This window comes from Candidatus Epulonipiscium viviparus, from assembly GCF_030708075.1.
Classification (GTDB): domain Bacteria; phylum Bacillota; class Clostridia; order Lachnospirales; family Cellulosilyticaceae; genus Epulonipiscioides; species Epulonipiscioides viviparus.
This window is the reverse complement of record NZ_CP117982.1, coordinates 1,713,952-1,734,580: the sequence shown is the minus strand read 5'-3', so window position 1 is coordinate 1,734,580 and position 20,629 is coordinate 1,713,952. Positions and strand designations below refer to the sequence as shown.

Annotated in this window: 20 protein-coding genes; 9 read left to right on the top strand and 11 right to left on the bottom strand. The window is 37.7% G+C overall.

Going from position 1 to position 20,629, the window contains the following annotated elements:
- Positions 1-27: 27 nt before the first annotated feature.
- The gene (locus PCY70_RS07240) at positions 28-216 is read right to left on the bottom strand and encodes a hypothetical protein (protein WP_305766836.1); all 189 of its coding nucleotides are present in this window, start codon (positions 214-216) and stop codon (positions 28-30) included.
- A 224-nt stretch (positions 217-440) separates the two neighbouring features.
- Here PCY70_RS07240 and PCY70_RS07235 point away from each other — a divergent pair, with 224 nt between their 5' ends.
- Complete coding sequence (locus tag PCY70_RS07235; RefSeq protein WP_305766835.1) at positions 441-1,022, top strand: hypothetical protein; 582 nt, start codon at positions 441-443, stop codon at positions 1,020-1,022.
- Between the two features lie 15 nt (positions 1,023-1,037).
- Here PCY70_RS07235 and nagB read toward each other — a convergent pair whose 3' ends face one another.
- Positions 1,038-1,757, bottom strand: coding sequence for a glucosamine-6-phosphate deaminase (nagB, locus tag PCY70_RS07230; RefSeq protein WP_305766834.1), 720 nt, complete (start codon positions 1,755-1,757; stop codon positions 1,038-1,040).
- Positions 1,758-1,894: 137 nt separating this feature from the next.
- Here nagB and PCY70_RS07225 point away from each other — a divergent pair, with 137 nt between their 5' ends.
- The 4 genes from PCY70_RS07225 to PCY70_RS07210 are packed head-to-tail and all read left to right on the top strand — an operon-like array spanning position 1,895 to position 5,821.
- Positions 1,895-2,989 carry a prephenate dehydrogenase gene (locus PCY70_RS07225; protein WP_305766833.1) on the top strand — a complete coding sequence of 365 codons (1,095 nt, stop codon included), beginning with the start codon at positions 1,895-1,897 and terminating at the stop codon, positions 2,987-2,989.
- Between the two features lie 27 nt (positions 2,990-3,016).
- Positions 3,017-3,406, top strand: a complete 390-nt coding sequence (locus PCY70_RS07220) for a DUF1284 domain-containing protein (RefSeq protein ID WP_305766832.1) — start codon at positions 3,017-3,019, stop codon at positions 3,404-3,406.
- A gap of 56 nt (positions 3,407-3,462) precedes the next feature.
- Positions 3,463-4,824: a bifunctional UDP-N-acetylglucosamine diphosphorylase/glucosamine-1-phosphate N-acetyltransferase GlmU gene (gene glmU, locus PCY70_RS07215; RefSeq protein ID WP_330696950.1), complete on the top strand. Its 1,362-nt coding sequence runs from the start codon at positions 3,463-3,465 to the stop codon at positions 4,822-4,824.
- Positions 4,825-4,864: 40 nt separating this feature from the next.
- Positions 4,865-5,821 (top strand): ribose-phosphate diphosphokinase, encoded by a 957-nt coding sequence (locus tag PCY70_RS07210; protein WP_305766831.1) that lies wholly within the window; start codon positions 4,865-4,867, stop codon positions 5,819-5,821.
- A 38-nt stretch (positions 5,822-5,859) separates the two neighbouring features.
- Here the strand turns inward: PCY70_RS07210 and PCY70_RS07205 are convergent, their stop codons facing one another.
- Positions 5,860-6,375 carry a hypothetical protein gene (locus tag PCY70_RS07205; protein WP_305766830.1) on the bottom strand — a complete coding sequence of 172 codons (516 nt, stop codon included), beginning with the start codon at positions 6,373-6,375 and terminating at the stop codon, positions 5,860-5,862.
- Positions 6,376-6,552: 177 nt separating this feature from the next.
- Here PCY70_RS07205 and trhA point away from each other — a divergent pair, with 177 nt between their 5' ends.
- Entirely contained in the window at positions 6,553-7,191 is a 639-nt protein-coding gene (gene trhA, locus PCY70_RS07200) for a PAQR family membrane homeostasis protein TrhA (protein WP_305766829.1), read from the top strand.
- 55 nt (positions 7,192-7,246) lie between these two features.
- On the opposite strand, the gene PCY70_RS07195 is transcribed toward trhA, so the two are convergent.
- From PCY70_RS07195 to PCY70_RS07165, 7 genes are all read right to left on the bottom strand, one after another.
- On the bottom strand, positions 7,247-8,605 hold the full coding sequence (locus PCY70_RS07195) for a PFL family protein (protein WP_305766828.1): 1,359 nt from the start codon (positions 8,603-8,605) through the stop codon (positions 7,247-7,249).
- 14 nt (positions 8,606-8,619) lie between these two features.
- Positions 8,620-8,892: an ACT domain-containing protein gene (locus PCY70_RS07190; protein WP_305766827.1), complete on the bottom strand. Its 273-nt coding sequence runs from the start codon at positions 8,890-8,892 to the stop codon at positions 8,620-8,622.
- A gap of 15 nt (positions 8,893-8,907) precedes the next feature.
- Positions 8,908-10,185, bottom strand: coding sequence for a serine--tRNA ligase (serS, locus tag PCY70_RS07185; protein ID WP_305766826.1), 1,278 nt, complete (start codon positions 10,183-10,185; stop codon positions 8,908-8,910).
- Between the two features lie 302 nt (positions 10,186-10,487).
- Positions 10,488-11,093 (bottom strand): ABC transporter ATP-binding protein, encoded by a 606-nt coding sequence (locus tag PCY70_RS07180; protein WP_305766825.1) that lies wholly within the window; start codon positions 11,091-11,093, stop codon positions 10,488-10,490.
- A 33-nt stretch (positions 11,094-11,126) separates the two neighbouring features.
- A complete protein-coding gene (locus PCY70_RS07175) occupies positions 11,127-12,398 on the bottom strand; it encodes an ABC transporter permease (protein WP_305768954.1) in 1,272 nt (423 codons plus the stop codon).
- Positions 12,399-12,423: 25 nt separating this feature from the next.
- Positions 12,424-15,063, bottom strand: a complete 2,640-nt coding sequence (locus tag PCY70_RS07170; RefSeq protein WP_305766824.1) for an efflux RND transporter periplasmic adaptor subunit — start codon at positions 15,061-15,063, stop codon at positions 12,424-12,426.
- Between the two features lie 36 nt (positions 15,064-15,099).
- The gene (locus PCY70_RS07165) at positions 15,100-15,702 is read right to left on the bottom strand and encodes a hypothetical protein (RefSeq protein WP_305766823.1); all 603 of its coding nucleotides are present in this window, start codon (positions 15,700-15,702) and stop codon (positions 15,100-15,102) included.
- 247 nt (positions 15,703-15,949) lie between these two features.
- On the opposite strand from PCY70_RS07165, the gene PCY70_RS07160 reads away from it, so the two are divergent.
- Both PCY70_RS07160 and PCY70_RS07155 read left to right on the top strand, forming a co-directional pair.
- Complete coding sequence (locus PCY70_RS07160; protein WP_305766822.1) at positions 15,950-16,405, top strand: leucine-rich repeat protein; 456 nt, start codon at positions 15,950-15,952, stop codon at positions 16,403-16,405.
- Between the two features lie 127 nt (positions 16,406-16,532).
- Entirely contained in the window at positions 16,533-17,444 is a 912-nt protein-coding gene (locus tag PCY70_RS07155) for an Rpn family recombination-promoting nuclease/putative transposase (RefSeq protein WP_305766821.1), read from the top strand.
- Between the two features lie 18 nt (positions 17,445-17,462).
- Here the strand turns inward: PCY70_RS07155 and PCY70_RS07150 are convergent, their stop codons facing one another.
- A complete protein-coding gene (locus tag PCY70_RS07150; RefSeq protein ID WP_305766820.1) occupies positions 17,463-19,109 on the bottom strand; it encodes a type 2 periplasmic-binding domain-containing protein in 1,647 nt (548 codons plus the stop codon).
- Positions 19,110-19,681: 572 nt separating this feature from the next.
- Between PCY70_RS07150 and PCY70_RS07145 the strand changes: the two genes are divergently transcribed.
- A complete protein-coding gene (locus tag PCY70_RS07145) occupies positions 19,682-20,596 on the top strand; it encodes a GGDEF domain-containing protein (RefSeq protein ID WP_305766819.1) in 915 nt (304 codons plus the stop codon).
- The last annotated feature ends 33 nt before the right edge of the window (positions 20,597-20,629 follow it).

The window sequence follows — 20,629 nt, the reverse complement described above, 5'->3', positions numbered from 1 at the left end:
AAAAAAAACTCTCTCTTAGAGAGTTGCCTAGTCCCACCATTCCGCATCGCGAAATTTATTTTTATTTGCTTTATACTTTTGTGTAATCTCTATACGCTTTTTTACTTTGATATCTTCTTTGATCATCCCCGCACCGATTATAATTGGAACTATTAATAATGAAAACCCCGAATCTGTCGTACAAGATAAAAACACTATAAATGTAATTAGACCCAATAACTTCTTATTTATATCACTAATTGCCTCATATACTTCATCCTCTACAATTTTTTTTTTTTTTGTTCTTTTTTCTGTGAATATTGTATAGAAATATCACTTGCAATCTCTCTCAATATTTTAGTCATCATAACCCTCCTTTTCTTTTGCATTCCCCTATGTTCTATTATTCCAAGCCTATATCATAAAGTATTAAGAACAGACACTAAAAGGGGTGTTTATAAATGAGTGAATTTACTAACCAATTAGACCAAGCTATAAATAACGAATTTTTGATAGTGTGCAAATGTATATTACCATATTTTGACAAGAATTTACAGAAGCAATTTGCTATCGCAATCAAAGTTATTGAATTGATTAATACAATCAAATTTTACAACGAAGATGAATTTTTTTCAACACCAAAAGAAGGAGATTGGCAACAAAATTTACTAATTGAACTAAGTAACCATCTGAGCCCCGAAAAAGCTCAAATAGCCGACATGATATTTAAGACGATGGATCTGCTTGCAAAATTGCATCACCATGACCACTCAACTTCGTCGCATCATGCGGCTGATCCCACTCCACAGAGATATTCAAATTTGTTTGAGCAACAATTTAATACGGAAACAGTATATCCTCAATTTCATGCGTATCAAGAGGAGCCGGCTCAGCGTTTTCCAAATCCACAATCAATTCATATGCCAAAGTCTGTCCCTCTCGAAAAGCTAGACCCCATTGAAATTTTCAATAATCTGGCACCTTCATTAGACGAAAACCAACTGCAGATGCTTATTGCATTTACTACATCCTTGGGAGTCTAAAAAAGCTTTCCTATATTATAATTCTCTGCCACAAGAATAAATCACAGTTAAATGCGAATGCAGTTGCAAAATAGACCCCGGAACATGTGGAGTCACCGGTCCAAAAAGTGACTGCTTTAAAATATCGTATTTTTCTTGACCACTCACAATAAGCACAATATGTTTTGCTTGCATAATAGATTTGATGCCCATAGAAATGGCAGATTTTGGTACATCCTCTATTTTTTCAAAAAATCTCTTATTGGCTTCTATCGTACTAGCGTTTAAATTCACCACATGCGTTAGCTTTTCAAACTCGCCGTCAGGTTCGTTAAATCCAATATGACCATTTAAACCAATTCCTAATAATTGCATATCAATTCCATCCACTTCATCTAGTAAATGATTGTATGCCTCACATTCTTTTTCGAGATCATCTGCAATACCATTTGGCACATGAGTTTTAGTTTTATCTATATTAATATGATTAAAAAAATGGTGATTCATAAAATATCTATAACTTTGCGGATTCTCTGGAGCTAACCCCACATACTCATCTAAATTTACAGTCGTTACTTCCGAAAAATCTATGTCGTTTTTTTGGTACCATTCAATCAGTTGCTTATAGACTCCAATAGGAGACGATCCTGTTGCCAACCCCAAAACACTTCGAGGTTTTAGTATAACTTGAGCTGACAAAATATTTGCCGCTTTTCTACTCAAATCATTATAGTCATTTGCTTTAATTAGTTTCATCATCATACCTCCTTGCTATATTTTTTCCACCATCTTAAACAAAATATACCGCAACCGCTAAAAATTTTTCAAACTTGTATATAGTGATCAAAAGTGCTAAAATATGATGTAATTAAAAATTTTGGGAGGAATAAATAGTGAAAATTGGTATAATTGGTCTTGGATTAATCGGAGGCTCTATTGCAAAAACCTTAAAACAGATTAACTCAAACCATAGTGACATAATAGCATATGATAGCGATATCGAATCTCTAAATAAAGCAAAGGAAGACGGAGTGATAAATAAAATATCACCAGCCATAGGAAGCGAATTTACCGGTTGTAACATAGTATTTATTTGTACTCCAGTTTCTGAAATTGTACCGATTGTACAAACTCTGCTCCAATATGTGGCAAAAGACTGCATCATAACCGATGTAGGCAGTACAAAATCGGGTATATTAGAACAGGTTAAGCCATTATTAGCTGGTACTCACGCATATTTTATCGGAGGTCACCCAATGGCAGGGTCAGAAAAATCTGGCTACACTGCGTCTACAGATTATCTATTTGAAAACGCTTATTATATTTTAACACCCTTTGGTGATACACCAGAGTTTATAGTATTTATTTTACACAAAATTATAGAAAGATTAGGAGCCATTCCTATTATTGTGCCCGAGACAATTCACGATCAAATTACGGCAACGATAAGCCATGTGCCACATATTATCGCATCAACTTTGGTAAATTTAGTAAAGCAAACTGATACTAAAGATCGATATTTGCATACATTGGCTGCGGGCGGATTTAAGGATATTACACGCATAGCTTCTGGCGACCCCACAATGTGGGAAAACATTTCGTTTTCCAATAAAGTCGAAATAATAAAAACCATTGACGACTATATCAAACTGCTAAATGAGTTTAAACTAAATTTGACAACAGATAATGAAAACGCAATTTTCGATTTCTTTAAGTGCGCAAAATTATATCGCGAAACATTTACAGACGGAATACAAAGCGTATTTGCAAAAACTTATAATCTCTTTGTTGATGTGAAAGACCGCCCTGGCAGTATAGCCACGTTGGCAACTATCCTCAGTAGCAATGCTGTAAATATCAAAGATATAGGAATTGTTAATAATCGTGAATTCGAAGAAGGGGTATTACGAATAGTATTTAAATCTGAAAATGATAGAATACAGGCTCACGAATTGTTAATATCTCATAATTATAAAGTATATTGCTAATAAGAGTTTTTAGGGGGAGATGTTGATATGTATAAATTACGACCACACCATGGATTATGTATACAACTATTTAGAGGAAGAGGATATAGCGAAGAGTTTGTTGCTCACATGATTGAGTTTATTGAAATTTTACAAAAAAATCCAGAAATTGAATTGTTCCCAGACTGCGATGTATTGTGCCAACACTGTCCACATAAAACGTCAGAAGAACGATGCGGTAGATATGAAAAAGTACTTGGGCTTGATAACAATGTACTCAATTTTCTTAATCTAGAACCGCATCAAACATTTTTATGGGAAGACTTTAAAAACCTAGTTAAAGAACAAATTTTGGATGCAGGAGAATTAGAACATATTTGCAAAGGCTGCTCTTGGTTGGATTTTTGTCTAAAAAATAATCGTCCCCAAGATGAATAATAATGTGATAAATGCATAAATACTACATGTATATATATAGAAGGGTGGTTTGTGTTATGAATATTAAAGCAGTAATCCTAGCGGCCGGAAAAGGAACTAGGATGAAAAGTAATAAAGCAAAAGTATTGCATAAAGTTTTTGATAAGGCCATTGTGGAATATCCGATTAAAGCGGCAAAAGACTTGGGCGCCGAAGTATGCTTAGTGGTTGGATATATGGAAGATGAAGTTAGGACCGAAATTGGAGATTCTGTAGAGTATAGAGTACAAACCGAGCAATTGGGCACCGGCCATGCCGTTATGCAAGCAAAAGATTTTATAACCGATTGCGACTTAGTTTTAATACTATACGGAGACACACCTCTTGTTACCGTCGAAACACTCAAAAATTTGGTTGACTATCATTTAAAGCACAATTCTTTGGGAACAGTTCTCTCTACACGTGTAAGTAATCCATTTGGATATGGTCGAATCGTTCGAAATGGGTTTAATGAATTCGAAAAAATCGTAGAAGAAAAAGATGCCGACAAAAATCAAAAACGCATCACCGAGATTAATGGCGGGATGTATGCCTTCAATGCCGCCAAATTAGTACACGCATTAGATAAACTCACCAACAATAATGCTCAAAATGAATACTATTTTACAGATGTATTAGACATTATAAGTTCGGAAGACGGCAAAATCGATGCGTATATGATCCAAGATGAACGCGAAATTTTGGGTGTCAATTCCAAAGTCCAATTGGCCCAAGCTACTGCCATTATGAAAGAGCGAATAAATATCCAACATATGGAAAATGGTGTAATAATAGAGGACCCTCAAAATACTTATATCGAACCTGATGTAGAAATAGGAATTGACACAGTTATAGAGCCATGCTGCATTATAAAATCTCACACCAAAATCGGAAACGAATGCCGCATCGGATATAATACTAAAATTACTAATAGCATTCTCGAAAATGGTGTCGATGTTGAAAGTAGTGTTATAATTGATAGTACAATTGGTCACAATACACATTTAGGCCCTTTTGCATATGTTAGACCAAATAGCCACATAGAAGCAAATGTTAAGATTGGGGATTTTGTAGAAATCAAAAACTCTACTATTGGTGAAGGCACAAAGATTTCGCATCTAACTTATGTCGGAGACGCCGATGTTGGCAGCCACGTAAACTTTGGTTGCGGAACCGTTTTAGTAAATTATGACGGCAAAAATAAATATCGCAGCGAAATACAAGATAACGTATTTATCGGGTGCAATACCAATTTAATATCGCCTGTTACTATAGAGGCTAACTCATATATAGCTGCAGGATCTACTATAACAAAAGATGTTCCCGAAAACACATTGGCTATTGCTCGAGCAAAACAAGTCAACAAAGAGGGTCGTGCCAAAAATCGAAAAACTAACTAACTATGCGAGGTATTTAAAATTTAATAGGAGGCATTGAACGATGATTAGAAATTATACAGATATTAAAATCTTTACAGGAAATGCACATAAAGAACTGGCTTTAGAAATAACTGAAGAGCTGGGGATTGAGTTGGGGCAATCAGAAGTATCGGCATTTAGCGATGGAGAAATTTCTGTTAAGATTGATGAAAAAGTCCGTGGAGCAGATGTTTTTATAATTCAACCAACATCAATGCCAACAAACGATCATCTTATGGAATTATTAATAATGATAGATGCTATGAAAAGGGCATCCGCCGGACGAATTACTGCGGTCATTCCTTATTATGGGTATGCCAGACAAGATCGTAAAACAAGAGCAAGAGATCCGATCAGTGCCAAACTAGTGGCAGATTTGTTGCAAACAGCAGGTGCCGATAGGCTATTAACTATGGATTTGCACTGCGCGCAGATTCAAGGATTTTTCAATTTACCAGTAGACCATTTAGTAGGAATGCCAGTACTTACCAAATATTATATGGATAAATTTAACGATGATCTAACCGATGTAGTTGCAGTGTCTCCAGACTTGGGAAGCGTAGGTCGAGTTCGCGGATTTGCAACTAAGCTGAACACACCTCTTGCCATCATAGATAAAAGACGTACGCGTGCTAATGTAAGTGAGATAATGAATATTATCGGTGAAGTGGAAGGCAAAAAAGTAATTTTGATAGACGACATGATTGATACTGCCGGAACCATATGCAACGCCGCCGAAGCATTAAAAGACCGTGGGGCCACAAGCATCTATGCCTGCTGTACTCACGGAGTGCTTTCCGGCCCTGCAATAGATAGAATCAACGCTTCTCCTATAGAAGAGCTTGTTATATTGGATACTATTAAAATACCCGAGGCAAAAAAGCTGGCCAAAATTCAGGAAATTAATACGGCACCACTATTCGCAGATGCTATTCGCAGAATTCATGAGGATTTATCTGTTTCTAAATTATTCGTATAAATTATAAAGCCCCCACTTATAACGGTGGGGGAATTTTATTAATTAGTAGCTTTTCCTTGATGGTACTCTTTGATTTTTGCATCTTTGAAAGCCTTTTTATCGGCGTCATTCAGTGCTTCGTATTCTTCTTTCTCTTCTTCGTTTAACTTTTCTACAAAGTTCTCTTCATACTTTTGCTCTCTCAAAGCTTTTTTGCCAGCTTCATCCATCTTTTCATAGGCCTTTTTCTCTTCTTTGCTTAGACGCGCAATCAATCTTTCTTCATGCTTTTGTTTTCTATAATCCTCTTTGCCGGCATCATCCAGTTTTTCATACGCTTTTTGCTCTTCTTCATTGAGCCTTGCGATAAATTTTTCTTCATGCTTCATCTTTCTAAATTCTCTTTTGTCAACCTCGTTCATCTCTTCGTACATCTTCTTTTCATCATCACTCAATTTATCGAAGAAATATTCTGTGCAATATTGATGCGCCCCGTCTTCCTCCGCTGCGGTTGCAACTCCCGAAATACTAACTGCCATAAGCGTTGCTAGTGATAATGTTAAAAACTTTTTCATAGTGTAAATCATCCTTTCAAATATTTATAACCATATTATACCACAAATTTTTCTAAAAGTCACTATTCTAAAAGTGGTAAAATGTCGGCAATTTAAATTGATTGTCAAAATAACTCTATTGTATTCCTATTATGCATGTGATATATTTAATGTAAAATTATTTTAGGAGGTCTTCTTATGGTCCGAGAACCAATTAACACATATACCCATTTGGGCGGCGCACTTTTATTTTTTGTCGGCACTATTCTTTTATTTATTATAAGCGGCAGAAATGATTCGCTCACAGTTAAAGCTATTGTTTCCATTACCATCTTTGGCTTAAGTTTAATCTCGTTATATACAGCGAGCGGTATATATCATATGGTAAACGTCAAGGAAAATATTTTAGTGCGATTAAAAAAACTCGATCACGCAATGATATTTGTCTTAATAGCGGGGTCTTATACGCCCTTTTGCTTGTTTGGCCTTGCTGGAATTTGGCAATGGACATTTATTATTGTCATTTGGTCTCTTGCAATCAGCGGCGTTATAATGAAAATATTTTGGATCGAGATGCCACGCATTTTGTCGACATCTATGTATGTGGGAATGGGTTGGCTTTCAATAGTCGCGGTTAAGCCTCTATGCGCATCTTTGCAACCAGGAGCCATTTTTTATCTTGTATTGGGCGGGGTGATGTATACCATTGGCGGAATAATCTACGCTATCAAAAAACCCAATATATCCCAACGCTTTGGCTTTCATGAGCTCTTTCATATATTTTGCTTATTGGGCAGCTGCTGCCACTACTATGCAGTACTTAGATATGTACTATAAATATCAAGAAGCTCCTTTCTGCCATCAATACAGAAAGGATTTTTTTTGCCATTGCCTAGTTTTTGAAACTATGAATAGGTGCCGGAACTCGCCCGCCTCTTGCTATTAGCTTTTCACATGATGCGGTATTGACAGCCATTATCGGTGCCGTACCCAATAGCCCTCCAAACTCTACTTCATCGCCAACATTTTTTTCAGCTGCAGGAATAATTCTCACCGCTGTAGTCTTTCCGTTGATCATTCCTATCGCCATCTCATCGCCAATGATTCCCGAAATCGTGCTTGCCGAAGTATCTCCCGGAATGGCAATCATGTCTAGCCCCACCGAGCAGACACAGGTCATTGCTTCTAGTTTTTCGAGTGTTAACAGACCTGCTTGCGCGGCTTCTATCATTCCGTGATCCTCGCTTACTGGGATAAATGCCCCACTCAGGCCGCCAACTCTAGACGATGCCATTACCCCACCTTTTTTTACTGCATCATTTAATATTGCCAATGCCAAGGTGGATCCAGGTGCACCTGCTGCAGACAAGCCCATCTCCTCTAATATTTCTGCCACGCTATCTCCAATTGCTGGTGTAGGGGCTAGCGACAAATCGATAATTCCAAATGGCACTCCCAAGTTTTCTGCAACTTCCTTGGCAACCATTTGCCCGGCTCTAGTCATTTTAAACGAGGTACGCTTTATACATTCACACATTTGTTCAAAGCTTTTGCCTCTCACATCCATCAATGCGCGCTTTACTACTCCGGGACCACTCACTCCAACATGAATTACAGTATCGTTTTGCCCTACCCCATGAAACGCCCCTGCCATAAATGGGTTGTCATCTGGTGCATTGCAGAAAACCACAAACTTTGCACAAGCAATACTTGCACGATCTGCAGTTAGCGATGCTGCGTTCTTTATCACTTCTCCCAGTTCTTTTACCACATCCATATTGATGCCAGTTCTAGTGCTACCAACATTTACCGAAGCACATACGCGTTCGGTTTCGCTAAGCGATTGTGCCAGGCTGCTAACCAAAACCTTTGCCGAGTTGCTATATCCCTTATCTACAAGAGCCGAAAACCCGCCAATAAAATTGACCCCTACCTCTGCGCTTACTCTATCCAAAGTTTTTGCAATCTTAACATAGGAGTTGGCTTTCGTTGAAGCGGCCACCAGCGCTATCGGCGTAATTGCAATACGTTTATTTACAATTGGAATTGCATATTTCAATGCTACTTCGTCTGCGGTTTTTACAAGATCCTTTGCCGCAAATGCAATTTTGTCGTATATCTTGTTACACAGCCTGTCCAAATCGTCACAAGCAACATCGAGCAGATCGATACCCATCGTCACCGTTCTGATATCCAAGTTTTCTTCGCGTATCATCTTGTTCGTTTCTAATATTTCCAGATGCGAAATCATCTCTTGCCGCCCCCCTATACCCTGTGCATGCAAGTAAAGATGTCTTCGTGTTGCACTTTAATTTGCACACCCAACTCTTTGCCGCAGTCATCTAGTTTAGCTACGAGCTCGCTATACGCAATAGCATTGCCATCCAAGTCCACTATCATAATCATATTAAAATAATCTTGCAGAATCGTTTGCGAGATATCCAAAATGTTAACATTATTTTCACTGAGTAAAACGCATACTTTTCCTATAATTCCAACCTTGTCTTTTCCTATTACGGTGATAATTCCTTTTTTCATGATGTCTCCTCTGTTTTATGCTTTTTTGATACTAGTTGCTCCGCCCATATAGCTTCTTAGTGGCTCTGGAATTATGACGCTGCCGTCTGCTTGCTGATAATTTTCAAGAATCGCTGCCACAGTGCGGCCTATTGCCAATCCGCTGCCATTTAATGTATGAATAAATTCAGCTTTATCCTTGATATTGTTTTTATATTTGATATTTGCGCGTCTGGCCTGAAAATCTTCAAAGTTGGAGCAGCTAGAAATTTCGACGTATTTGCCATAGCTAGGCATCCACACTTCTATATCATATGTCATCGCAGAGCTAAACCCAAGATCTCCTGTGCAAAGGCGCACTACTCTATATGGTAAATTTAATATCTTTAATATATTTTCCGCATCATTTGTGAGCTTTTCGAGCTCTTCATATGAGTTTTCTGGCTTGGCAAATTTTACTAATTCTACTTTATTAAACTGATGCTGACGAATTATACCTCGAGTATCTCTCCCTGCAGATCCAGCTTCTGCTCTAAAACATGCTGAATACGCGCAATGTTTGATAGTGAGGTCGTCTCCTTTTAGAATTTGCTCGCGATACATATTTGTAACTGGCACTTCTGCAGTTGGAACAAGAAAGTAATCGGTATTCGCAACCTTAAACGCATCCTCTTCAAATTTTGGCAGCTGCCCGGTACCAAACATGCTTGCTCTATTTACCATAAATGGTGGCAGAATTTCTACGTATCCATGCTCGTCTATGTGTGTGTTTAGCATAAAGTTTATTAACGCACGCTCTAATCTGGCACCTAGCCCCTTATAAAATGTAAATCTAGAACCAGTAACTTTTCCGGCTTTTTCAAAGTCTAGAATATCGAGATTTTCCCCGATTTCCCAATGCGGCTTTGGCTCAAAATCAAAAGTTGGTACATTTCCAAATTTTCTCATTTCAAAGTTGTCCGCATCGTCTGCTCCTACAGGAACCTTCTCATTTGGCATATTTGGAATCGTTAGCAATAGCGAATTGAGTTTGTCATCCACTTCTTTAACTTCTTGATCTAATATTTTAATCTTTTCGGAGAGCTCTTTCATTTGCGCTAGGATTTCTGTTGTATCTTTCTTTTCTTTCTTTAAAATGGGCACTTGCTTAGAAACAGAATTTTGAGTGCTTTTTAGGGCTTCCACTTCTGCTAAAATAGAACGACGCTTTGCATCCAATGTGATAAACTCAGACAAATCTATATTTGAATTTCTGCTATCTAATGATTTCTTCACTTTATCAAAATTGCTTCTAATTAATTTAATATCTAACATTTTTATAACTCCTCTATCATAATTTTTTTCATTATAGTTCATTCACAATTAGTTTTCAAGGGATAAATTAAAAAGCCTCCCCAAAAGGGAGACTCAAGCAACTTGCCCATCAACGATTCTGATAATTCGCTGCGCGTTTTCGGCTATTTTGAGGTCGTCGGCAAATCAAATGTATAAGTAAGGTTGATTGCGGTAGCTGTGTGATATTTTTCTAGTTTTATAAGTGTATCTTCTTGCGGGGGCCACCAGGCCACAACGTTCTGATAATATCGCTGCGCGTTTTTCGGCTATTTGAGGTCGTGCTAATCATGAAGATGATTCTTTGGCAGCTCAATTTTTTGAAATATCTCGATAACTTCTTGACCTGTTTTGGAGTCCAAAGCTCCGGTTGGTTCATCAGCAAGTAATATGCTAGGCTTTGTTACAACGGCTCTGGCAATTGCGACACGCTGCTGCTGACCTCCGGAGAGCTCTTTTGGCTTATGACTAAGACGCTCCCCTAGCCCGAGATCTTTCAACTTTTCTATTCCTGCCTTCTTTGCATGATGCGTGGTTTGCCCTCGTGCTAGCAATGGTAAAATTACATTTTGCAATATTGTATACTTATTAATTAACTGATACTTCTGAAATATAAATCCGATTTGCTGATTTCGTATCTTTGCTAACTGCTTTTCGTTTGCCTTATGCACCGCCACATCCGCTAGCGTATATTCGCCAGTATCCAACGTGTCCATGCATCCTATGATATTCATCAACGTCGACTTTCCAGAACCAGATGGGCCAAGAATAGCTACGAACTCGCCTTTTGCCACTGTTATACTTACATCCTTTAGAACGTGTAGACTCTCCGATCCCATCTTATACGATTTATTGATATTTGTCATTTCGATTACATTCGCATCATTCATTAGTAGATATTCTCCTTTCGATTTAGTTTGGATTTAATTTGAATTTAACGCTTCTATTGGACTCAATCTTGAAGCTTTTAAAGCAGGATAAAAGCCAAAAACGGTACCAGTAATAATTGCAAATGCCAGTGCCATTACTGCAGCCTCTGGTGACGCTTCCACCCTAATATCAGTATACTCCATAAGTGGAATAATAATGTAGCTTAATCCAACACCAACGATCCCACCAAAGATGCTTATAAATGTTGCCTCTAATAAAAACTGTAGCAAGATATCTAGTTTAGATGTTCCGAGAGCTTTGAGCACACCTATCTCCGGAGTCCTTTCCTTTACCGATACAAAGAGCACGTTCATAATTCCAATGCCCCCAACTATAAATACGATCGTTGCCACACTCATAAGTAACAAAGAAAGCGTGTTTGCAGATGCCAACGCTGCCTCCATTTCTGTGCCCGCATCCGAAATTACAAACTCCCCCTTAGGATGAATCTCCTTTAATAACACTTCAGACTTTGCGATGATCATATCAACCGACTCAATATCTTTTGCCAGTGCGATCATCTGGGGATTGGTATCGTCTGTAAAAGTATATTGTTGTGCGGTAGAATATGGAATTATAATAGCATTGTCGATTTGTACGCCATTTAATATCGAATCGGTGGCTTTTATAACTCCCGCAACGCTATAATTTTTGTCATCGATCGCAATGTCGTTTCCATATGCATACTCCGCTATCCCAAATAGTTCAACTGCAACATCATAGCCCAACACAGCTGTTCGCTCCTCATTTGCTTCATCCTCTTCGGTAATAAAATTTCCACTGATTACTTCTAGATTAGTAGTGAGTTGATACTCTGGGCTGGCACCAACAATGATTTTATCAACTGCTTCTTCTAATATTTCCCCGCCAAATACAGATTGCGAAGAGTTGCCAACAAGAGTAACTGTTACCAAGTTATCGATAAAAAACATCATTTCCTCTGCATTCTCTTGAGTTAGGGTTGCGATATCTGCGGTAGAGCTCGGCATCGCCATCCCTCTACTTCCTCCCCCTCCAGCAGAACGCATCATCATCATCATGCTCATCATATCGCTCGCACTACTGGCAGGAGCGACGCTTTCTATTTCTATGGCAGCTGCGTTTAAATTTTTAAACTGATCGGCAACATCTGCTTCTCCACCTTTTCCAATACCAACAACCATTACAATAGTTAATGCCCCAACAATAATCCCCAGCGATGTTAGCAATACTTTAAACTTATTTTGCAATATGCTAGTCATCACCAAGCTCACTATTTCTGACATTTTCACATCAATCACCTCCCACTACTTATTTTTGAAATCCACCACCACCCCTAGAAGGCATCATTCCAGAAGGAATCGAACTAGGCATTTGCGTCGCTACTGGATTTCCAGTATTTCCACTTTTGATAATACTATTCATATTTGTTACAGCGCTTTCTATTAAGATTGTATCTCCAACATTAATGCCACTAGTAATTTCAGTCCTTATGCCATCGCTCAATCCCAAGGTAACTGCAACTTCTTGTACATTGCCATCCGCATCCTTGGTTTTTACAACGCTCGATGACCCAGCAGTCTTCACAGCTCTCATTTCCACAACAGGCACATCCAGAGCCTTGCTTTCAATGAATGTAGTTTCTGCACTCATTCCCTCATACAATCCTGAGGTATCTCCAGATAACAAAGTGGTTACTGTATAATTTACATTTCCGCTCATACTAGGTCCTGCAGAGTATGAAATTTTATCGACTGTCCCCATATACGTCGCATCATCTTGAGCCGAAATACTAACTTCCACATCTTGCCCCACCTTAATTTTTGCGATATCATCTTGCGAAACCTTCGTCGTAGCATAGGTGTTATCAACATGGCTTGCAATCTCTATGAGAATAGTTTTTTCCTTGGGTTCGTCACCTTTTGCGACGGCAATTTCGGTAACAAATCCATCGATGTCACTAACAATTTTCGATGTTGCTAAAATATCGTTGAGCTCATCAATCTCGGCTTCCAGCTCTGCAATATCCGCTAATAAATCTTCGCGATCTTCTCTTTCATCTGCAATGTCCTCTACGATATTGTCAATCTTAGTTTGTGCATTTTCTACGGAAGTATCATAGTTTGCATATGCCTGAGAAACATCCAACTCATCGATAGCAACATTATATTTTTCTTCTGCTACTTTGTTGTCGATATCGGTGTTTAGGTCGTCGAGATCCTTCGCATTTTCTTCTAGGTCATAAATTATATCATCTAAAGCATCCTGCAAGTCGTCTAAATCTTGTGTGCCATAGACATCTTTTAGATCAGCTTCCACTTGCGCTATCTCATCTTTTAGTTCTGTCAGAGCATCGCGCTTGTCACTTATCCCCTCATTTAAATCCTGTGTATCATCATTTATATCTGCGATTTCTTTATTTATATCCGAAATTTGGTCGTTTATATCCGCAATCTCATCTTTTATTGCACCAATGTCATCGTCATTTATATCTGCAATCCGATCGTTTATATCTGCAATGTCATCCTTTATATTTGCAATGTCAACATTGTTATAGTCTGAAATTACATCATTTAAATCTACGAGCACGTCTTTCATATCATCGAGCTCATCGTTCATATCGTCGAGAACATCTTTACGCGCATCCAATTCATCTTCTAGCGCATCGAGCTCATCCTCAAGAATCGTATACTCTTTATCCACAGTATCTGAAGCTTCAAAATTTTCTTCGTATTCATCATATTCATCTCGCATTTTGTCTAATTCATTAAATGCAGCTTTATAGGCATTGTACGCTTCGTAAACTTCTGGATTGTTAGAATCGTAGCCATTATTGGCATATTCTTCCTCGTACAGCTCCTCTAAGTCTTCTACTTTGTCCTCTTGCTCCTCGATGCGATCCTCCCAGGTGTCATCTTCTTCAATGGCATTCATACCCATATAATCTTCGTTCTCATCTGCAAAGTCTTCCATTGCGTCTTTATGATCATCTATTAGATCTTGCTGTTGATCTACCAAATCTTCTTGAGCTTTGATCTTCTGCTCATGCGCATCGATATCATCCTGGTGGTCGTCGACATACCGCTCTTGCTGATCAATATTGTTTTCTACCAGATCGATTTTGGCTTCTAATCCTGGAATTTGCGCTTCCAATGCATCGATTTCTTTCTCATACGCAGTAATACGATCTTCTAGTGGATCTATCTTTGCTTCCAATGCTTCGATTTCGGCTTCTTTGGCGTCAATCTTAGCGCTCTGAGTAGAATCAACCCAGTCGTCATCTGCATCAATTTCGGCTTCCAACTTGTCGTATTCAGCTTCTAAATCAGAGAGAACTGCATAATCTTTGGTATATGTATTAATCATGCTTTTATATTCTGCCTGATCAGCTTGCAAATCTGCTTTTTTCTTCAGCAAAGAATCTTTTTGCCTTGTAAAGGACGACATTTGTGTTTCATAATTTCCAGCACTAGATTCGATTTGCAACAGAGCTTTTTCTAGAGTCAGCTGCGCTTTTTCAGTCTCTATGCCCTTGTCTACTACTGCGGCCGCATGGTCTTTGTTTAGAGTTGTGATTGCATCATCAATATTCGCCAGTTGGTCGTGTAATCCATCTAGCTGATCTTCTAATTGCTCAATCTCAGCATCCACATTTTGTACTTCTACATCAAATAGCGAATCGCCCACTGCAACCGTCTGCCCTTCTTTTACCAATACATCTTCGATATCCAACGCATAATCAAACGAAATTGCATGGGTTGGAATCGTTATGCTTGCCGTTTCTGCAAGACCGATAATAATATTCCCGCTTTCAACCTTAGACTCTTTTGCCACAATCTCAGTCATCGCTTTTGCACTAACCGTAGGCATAGTTTGAGTTTCAATAGTAATATAATATCCCCCTACTGCAGAAACCGCTGTTAATAATGCAAAAACCAGTGCTTTCTTCATATCAATATCCTCCTTATCAAATACATTATATATATTTTATTCTGCTGCCACGCCATCTGTTTCTGCTATTGTAGGAGCAGCTATTCCTCTTTCGGCATTGGCAATTTTAGTTTGTCGTTCATTCATCGACGCTACTTTTTCTGTTTCACTCATTTCTGTAAGTGCGTTGCCCATTGCAGGAGCAGCTATTCCTCTTTCGGCATTGGCAATTTTAGTTTGCCGTTCATTCATCGACGCTACTTTTTCTGTTTCACTCATTTCTGTAAGTGCGTTGCCCATTGCAGGAGCAGCTATTCCTCTTTCGGCATTGGCAATTTTAGTTTGTCGTTCATTCATCAACGCTACTTTTTCTGTTTCACTCATTTCTGTAAACGCATCGCCTTCGACAATCATCACATCTTCCTCGGCAAACCAGTCTGCAATCGGTGTGTCTGCTACCAGCTCCTTAATTTTCTCTGTAAACTGATCAAATGGAATTTTGGCTACCAGCTCGGCCACGGGGCTTTCTGATATAAATGTAGAGACGGTCGCTATCTGCTCAGTCATAGATGCGTGCACCTCGTCGTTTGTATATGCGGCTGTTGCTACCCCCATTGATGCTCCGCCCACTATTGCAATTAACGCTAATAATTTGTTCATAATCATTCTCCTTTCGAAAATTTTTATCTATTTTATGATCACATTGTAATATAAATTTCATAGGAAAGTCAGCGGTCAAAGAGTGGCAAAATGTAGTCAAAGTTGGGTAAAATGTAGCCTCTTTTTATTATGAATGCCAAACATTCCCATAATAAAAGACTGCAAAGTTGTTGAGTAAATTTACGTCACAGAGTACAATAGAGCTATAAGCTAGTCAATAGCAAATATAAATAAGGAGATTGTACACATGAAAAATAAATTTGGTGTTCTAATTATTGGCTCGATGCTATTGCAAGCATCATGCGTATTAGCCGTTGAGGACTCAACAGTTGATTCTAATCAGCAAATATCAATGTATACGTGGATCGAGGTAGAAGGGATTGAAAATGGGCGAATTAAATTTGATGTATTAACGGGAACGATTGTAGATGCAGAAACGACAATTACGTTTGCACAAATTCCTGATCAAATATGCGGAACCCCTGTCATTGCGATAGGCAGCTTGGCCTTTGAGGGTTGCGATCAATTACAAAAAGTCGTCATTCCAGAAGAAGTATCATACATAGGCGACTTGGCATTTGCAAACTGCGGCTCGCTGAATGTTATATATTTTCCGGGCAACAAGGATCAGTGGGAAGTCGTTGCGTCTGCCGCCAGTTTATCGAAAGCAACAGCAGTGGAATGCGACATATTGGCAAATTAATATTTAGACAATTGAATATAAAATATTTTGGGGGCGATGCCCCTTTTTTTGCGACCTTAAACGATTAAAATGGGGGTCAATTGGATACACTATAACAATCGAAAACATATGATAGGAGTGTTTTACAGTGAATAAAGAAAACCATTTAATAAGATTTGATTGGGCAATAAAAACGGTCCTTAGAAATAAAAGCAATTTTGATATATTAGGAGCATTTATTTCGGATTTAACTAATCTTGATGTTCAGGTAGAAGAGATTTTAGAGAGCGAAAGTAACCAAGATAGTGCCTCTGATAAATTTAATCGCGTTGATATTCTCGTCAAAGATACTCAGGAGAACAGATATATTATAGAAATTCAAAACAATGAAGAAAAATATTACCTCAAGCGAATGCTATATGGTATTAGCAAAAATATAGTTGAAAATATAAGAATCGGCGAAAAATATGACTCTATCGTTAAAGTCATTTCCATTAATATTGTATATTTTGAATTGGGTCTTGGATATGATGATGTATACCTTGGTAAAACAACTTTTACTGGCTTAAAAACTAATACTCAACTCAATGAATCTAACAAAAATTTTATTGCAACATATTCACCTAATACAAATTACGATCCTTCTATTTTTCCAGAGTATTATATAATTTTGCCAAATAGGTTTGATGATGAAGTAAAAACCAAATTTGATGAATGGCTATATTTACTAAAAAATAGCAAAGTGGATAAAAGTACCAAAAGCAAAATCATGAAAAGAGTAGACGAAGCTTTAAACATTTTAAAAATGACTGACAATGAACGAAAAATTTATGAAAGACAAATTCAAAACAACGTAATATATGAAACACAAATAGACACTGCAAGAGAAAATGGCAGACAAGATGGTCTTATTGAAGGCTTTGAAAAAGGTAAAGCAATAGGACAAGTAGAAGTATATTCAGAAATGGGCTTCTCCGCAATAGACATAGCTACAAAACTAAATTTGTCCATTACAGAGGTTCAAGAAATAATCGATATATATATGAAAAAGAGGGGCTGAACCCCCCCTTTTTTTGTGTTAAAATTTGCCGTCTAAATAATCTTGATTCCATTTAATCCAAGCATCGTATTGAACTGCTTCGAGCTGAGATAGATGCTCTTCCCATTGCTTATCGGTTAACCCGTTTAGCACACTTTGTGCAATAAAGCCATTGATATATGCTTCAAGCTCTGTTTGCAAAAAAGTTTTTTCAGTCAGTTTATTACTATCTACAGGGCGGACCGGCAAAAATTCATCCGGAAAATAGTCCTTGTAGAAATCTACGTATTGATATCTTAGTATATCGTCATTTATTTCTTCCGCATTCATGTTTGGCTTGGCTGTTTCGTCTCCAAACATTAGCGGTCCCAATCCTCTAAATGCAATGGTATAGTTTAGGTCAACATCGCTAGTCATCCCGTCTGGTAGAGTTTCTGGCGATGCCACAGTTGCAGTTCCGTCGCCATTATCTATCCATAGCAATCCCTCGTTACCATCACGTCCAATACGCTTTAGCTCTGGAGTTGAATGCAAGTAATCCCATGCTCTGAGTGCAGCAAGAGGCTCTTCGCAAGATGTTGTGATTACAAAACCGTTCATATTTGCTGTACGCAGTCCTTCTTGCCCATGCTTAAGCCCTTGCCCTTCATATCCCGGAGCTTCTAATACCGGAACCGGTGCCCATATTTCGGGATCTTCCGCCCAATTGGACATCATTCCAACAACCCCTTCATCTATGCGAGCCTGATACTGTGAATTGGTTAGCGAAAATCCTTCTACATCTAGCAATTCTTCCTTTGCTAACCTGTGTAAAAATAACAAGTAGTCCTTAAACGCTTTCGAATTTAGTGTTGGCTCTACCACTCCATCTTTTACTACGAAATAATTTTCGGCATCATTAATATTTCTGCCAGCGATGCCCCATGGTCCTGCAAACGCGAATTGTTTTGATGCCCAGTTTGCCTGACAGAATGCAAGAGGGATCTCATCGTCCTTTCCATTACCATTTGGATCTTGCGTCTTAAATGCTTTTAGTACCTCGTATAGCTCATCGGTTGTGGTAGGCATTTCCATCCCCACTGCATCTAACCAGTCTGTTCTGATAAGTGGAACTGCAGTTGCGGAGTTTGCATATTCTGCGTATACACCTGTTGGAAGCGAATATATTTTTCCATCAGCTTTTTTGAGGACATCAAGTCCTTCTGGTATATTGGCTTCAATTTGAGCGGTTAAGTTTGGGGCATACTCTCGAAGAATTTCTTCTGTAAACTCAAATAGAAATGTTGTATTGTTGTTTATAGTGCTTTCGCTAGGTTGTGCCCATATTATGTCCGGCAACCCACTTCCAGCGGCAAATAGTAGATTCAGTTTTTCGTTCATATTTGTTGTAACATCTTCTATATCGAAAATAATATTTGTATCTTCAGTTAATATAGGTAAAATATGCTTTTCGTCATGACTTGCAGAATAATCGTTTACAGAACGAGACATCAATACACTAAAAGAATATGGCTCTTTCATTACAGGCAATCCTTCGACAAACATATCGCCAATTACTTCTCTCCCTGTTTCCGCATCTATCGTTTTTTCAAAATTCACTTTCACAGCCTCATCTGATCCACCGCATCCAACAAGCATTGCAGATATTGTAGCAGCAAATATCCATTTATTTACCATTTTTTTCATAAATATGTACCCCCATTATTTTTAAGTGTTACAAAATCTTTAGCTATATATATATATATATATTAGTATTAAATCAATGTTAGCACTTCCATATGTTGCTGTCAAGTTTTTGATACATAATATTTGCTATTCATTAAATATTTCATACAACATACACTACATTTTGCTAATATTTTTTCTCATAATTTTATTTTCCTCAAAAAATATCCAAAAATCAGAATTACTTTATCACCAAAAAGCTTTCTTTTACATATAAATATCATCACAAAAATGTTTATTGCGAGGTGACAGCTATGGAATTATATCTATTGAATCTTTTATTTATTTTAGCACATTTTAATAACAATGTATTATTTTCAATTTTAATCAGTAAAATTCTAAAATTTCGAAATAAAAGTCACTGGGGCACTGTTTATGTTTTGTCTTTAATTATATCAATCTGTATTAATTTCTCAGCTTATACTATTACAATATCTCCAACAGTAACATATGTTTTTTTAACATTATTATATGTACTACATGTATTTATACTGTTTGAGGGGAGCGTATTATTAAGGTTGAGCTGCGCATTTATGGCGATTATACATCTTCTATCGATGTCTGCAAGTATTTGGGCCGTTGTATCATTGGTTGGAGGTCATAGCCTATTAACTATTAGTTCTAATCCCACTTATTTGATAATCATTAGGGTAATTGTTGCCACAATTTGTAGTACAGAAATGGGGCTAGTACTACGAAACACCTCTCCTGAATCATTTCAATTAATTGGTAGAAATCACCAAAGAATCAAGATGCTATTCTTAAAACTGTTTTTCTTGCTGATTGTATTAATTGCAAATTCGTCATTTTTTAACGAAAGTTGGTTCAAGAGAGAAATTTTTTTATATCAAGTAGTCTTTGGCTTATGTATGATCGGAGTTTTTTATACGGCATTACGGCTCATGATTCAATACGAAGCTACTGATAAAGAACTTACTACACAGGTTGAATGCGAAGGTTTAACAGGCTTATATAATAAAATGACTACCGAAAAATTAATCTCTGAATTTATAGAAACAAAACAAGATGGCGTTTTATTTATGGTGGATCTTGATAACTTTAAAGCTATTAATGACAACTTAGGGCATGACAAAGGCGATCAGGTATTGCAGGAGATGGCCACGGAGTTGAAAGCCATATTTGCAGATGCTGATGTTATAGGTCGAGTTGGTGGAGATGAATTTATTATATACTTTAAAACCAGTGTACCAAATTTGCATGACAAAGTTTTGAATGTGCATAAAAACTTGACCAAGACATATTCTGATGGTCACATCAATGTCACTGTTTCTGCTAGTTTAGGAATTGCAAATGTGATGGATGACACAACGACGTTTAAGGAGCTCTACCGTTTTGCTGATATTGCATTATATCAATCGAAAAAACGCGGAAAAAATACATTTACCATATACAATGATATTACACCTGAATTACATCCTACAAAATAGTAACCAATTTTGACATCTCGAATAATATAGCAT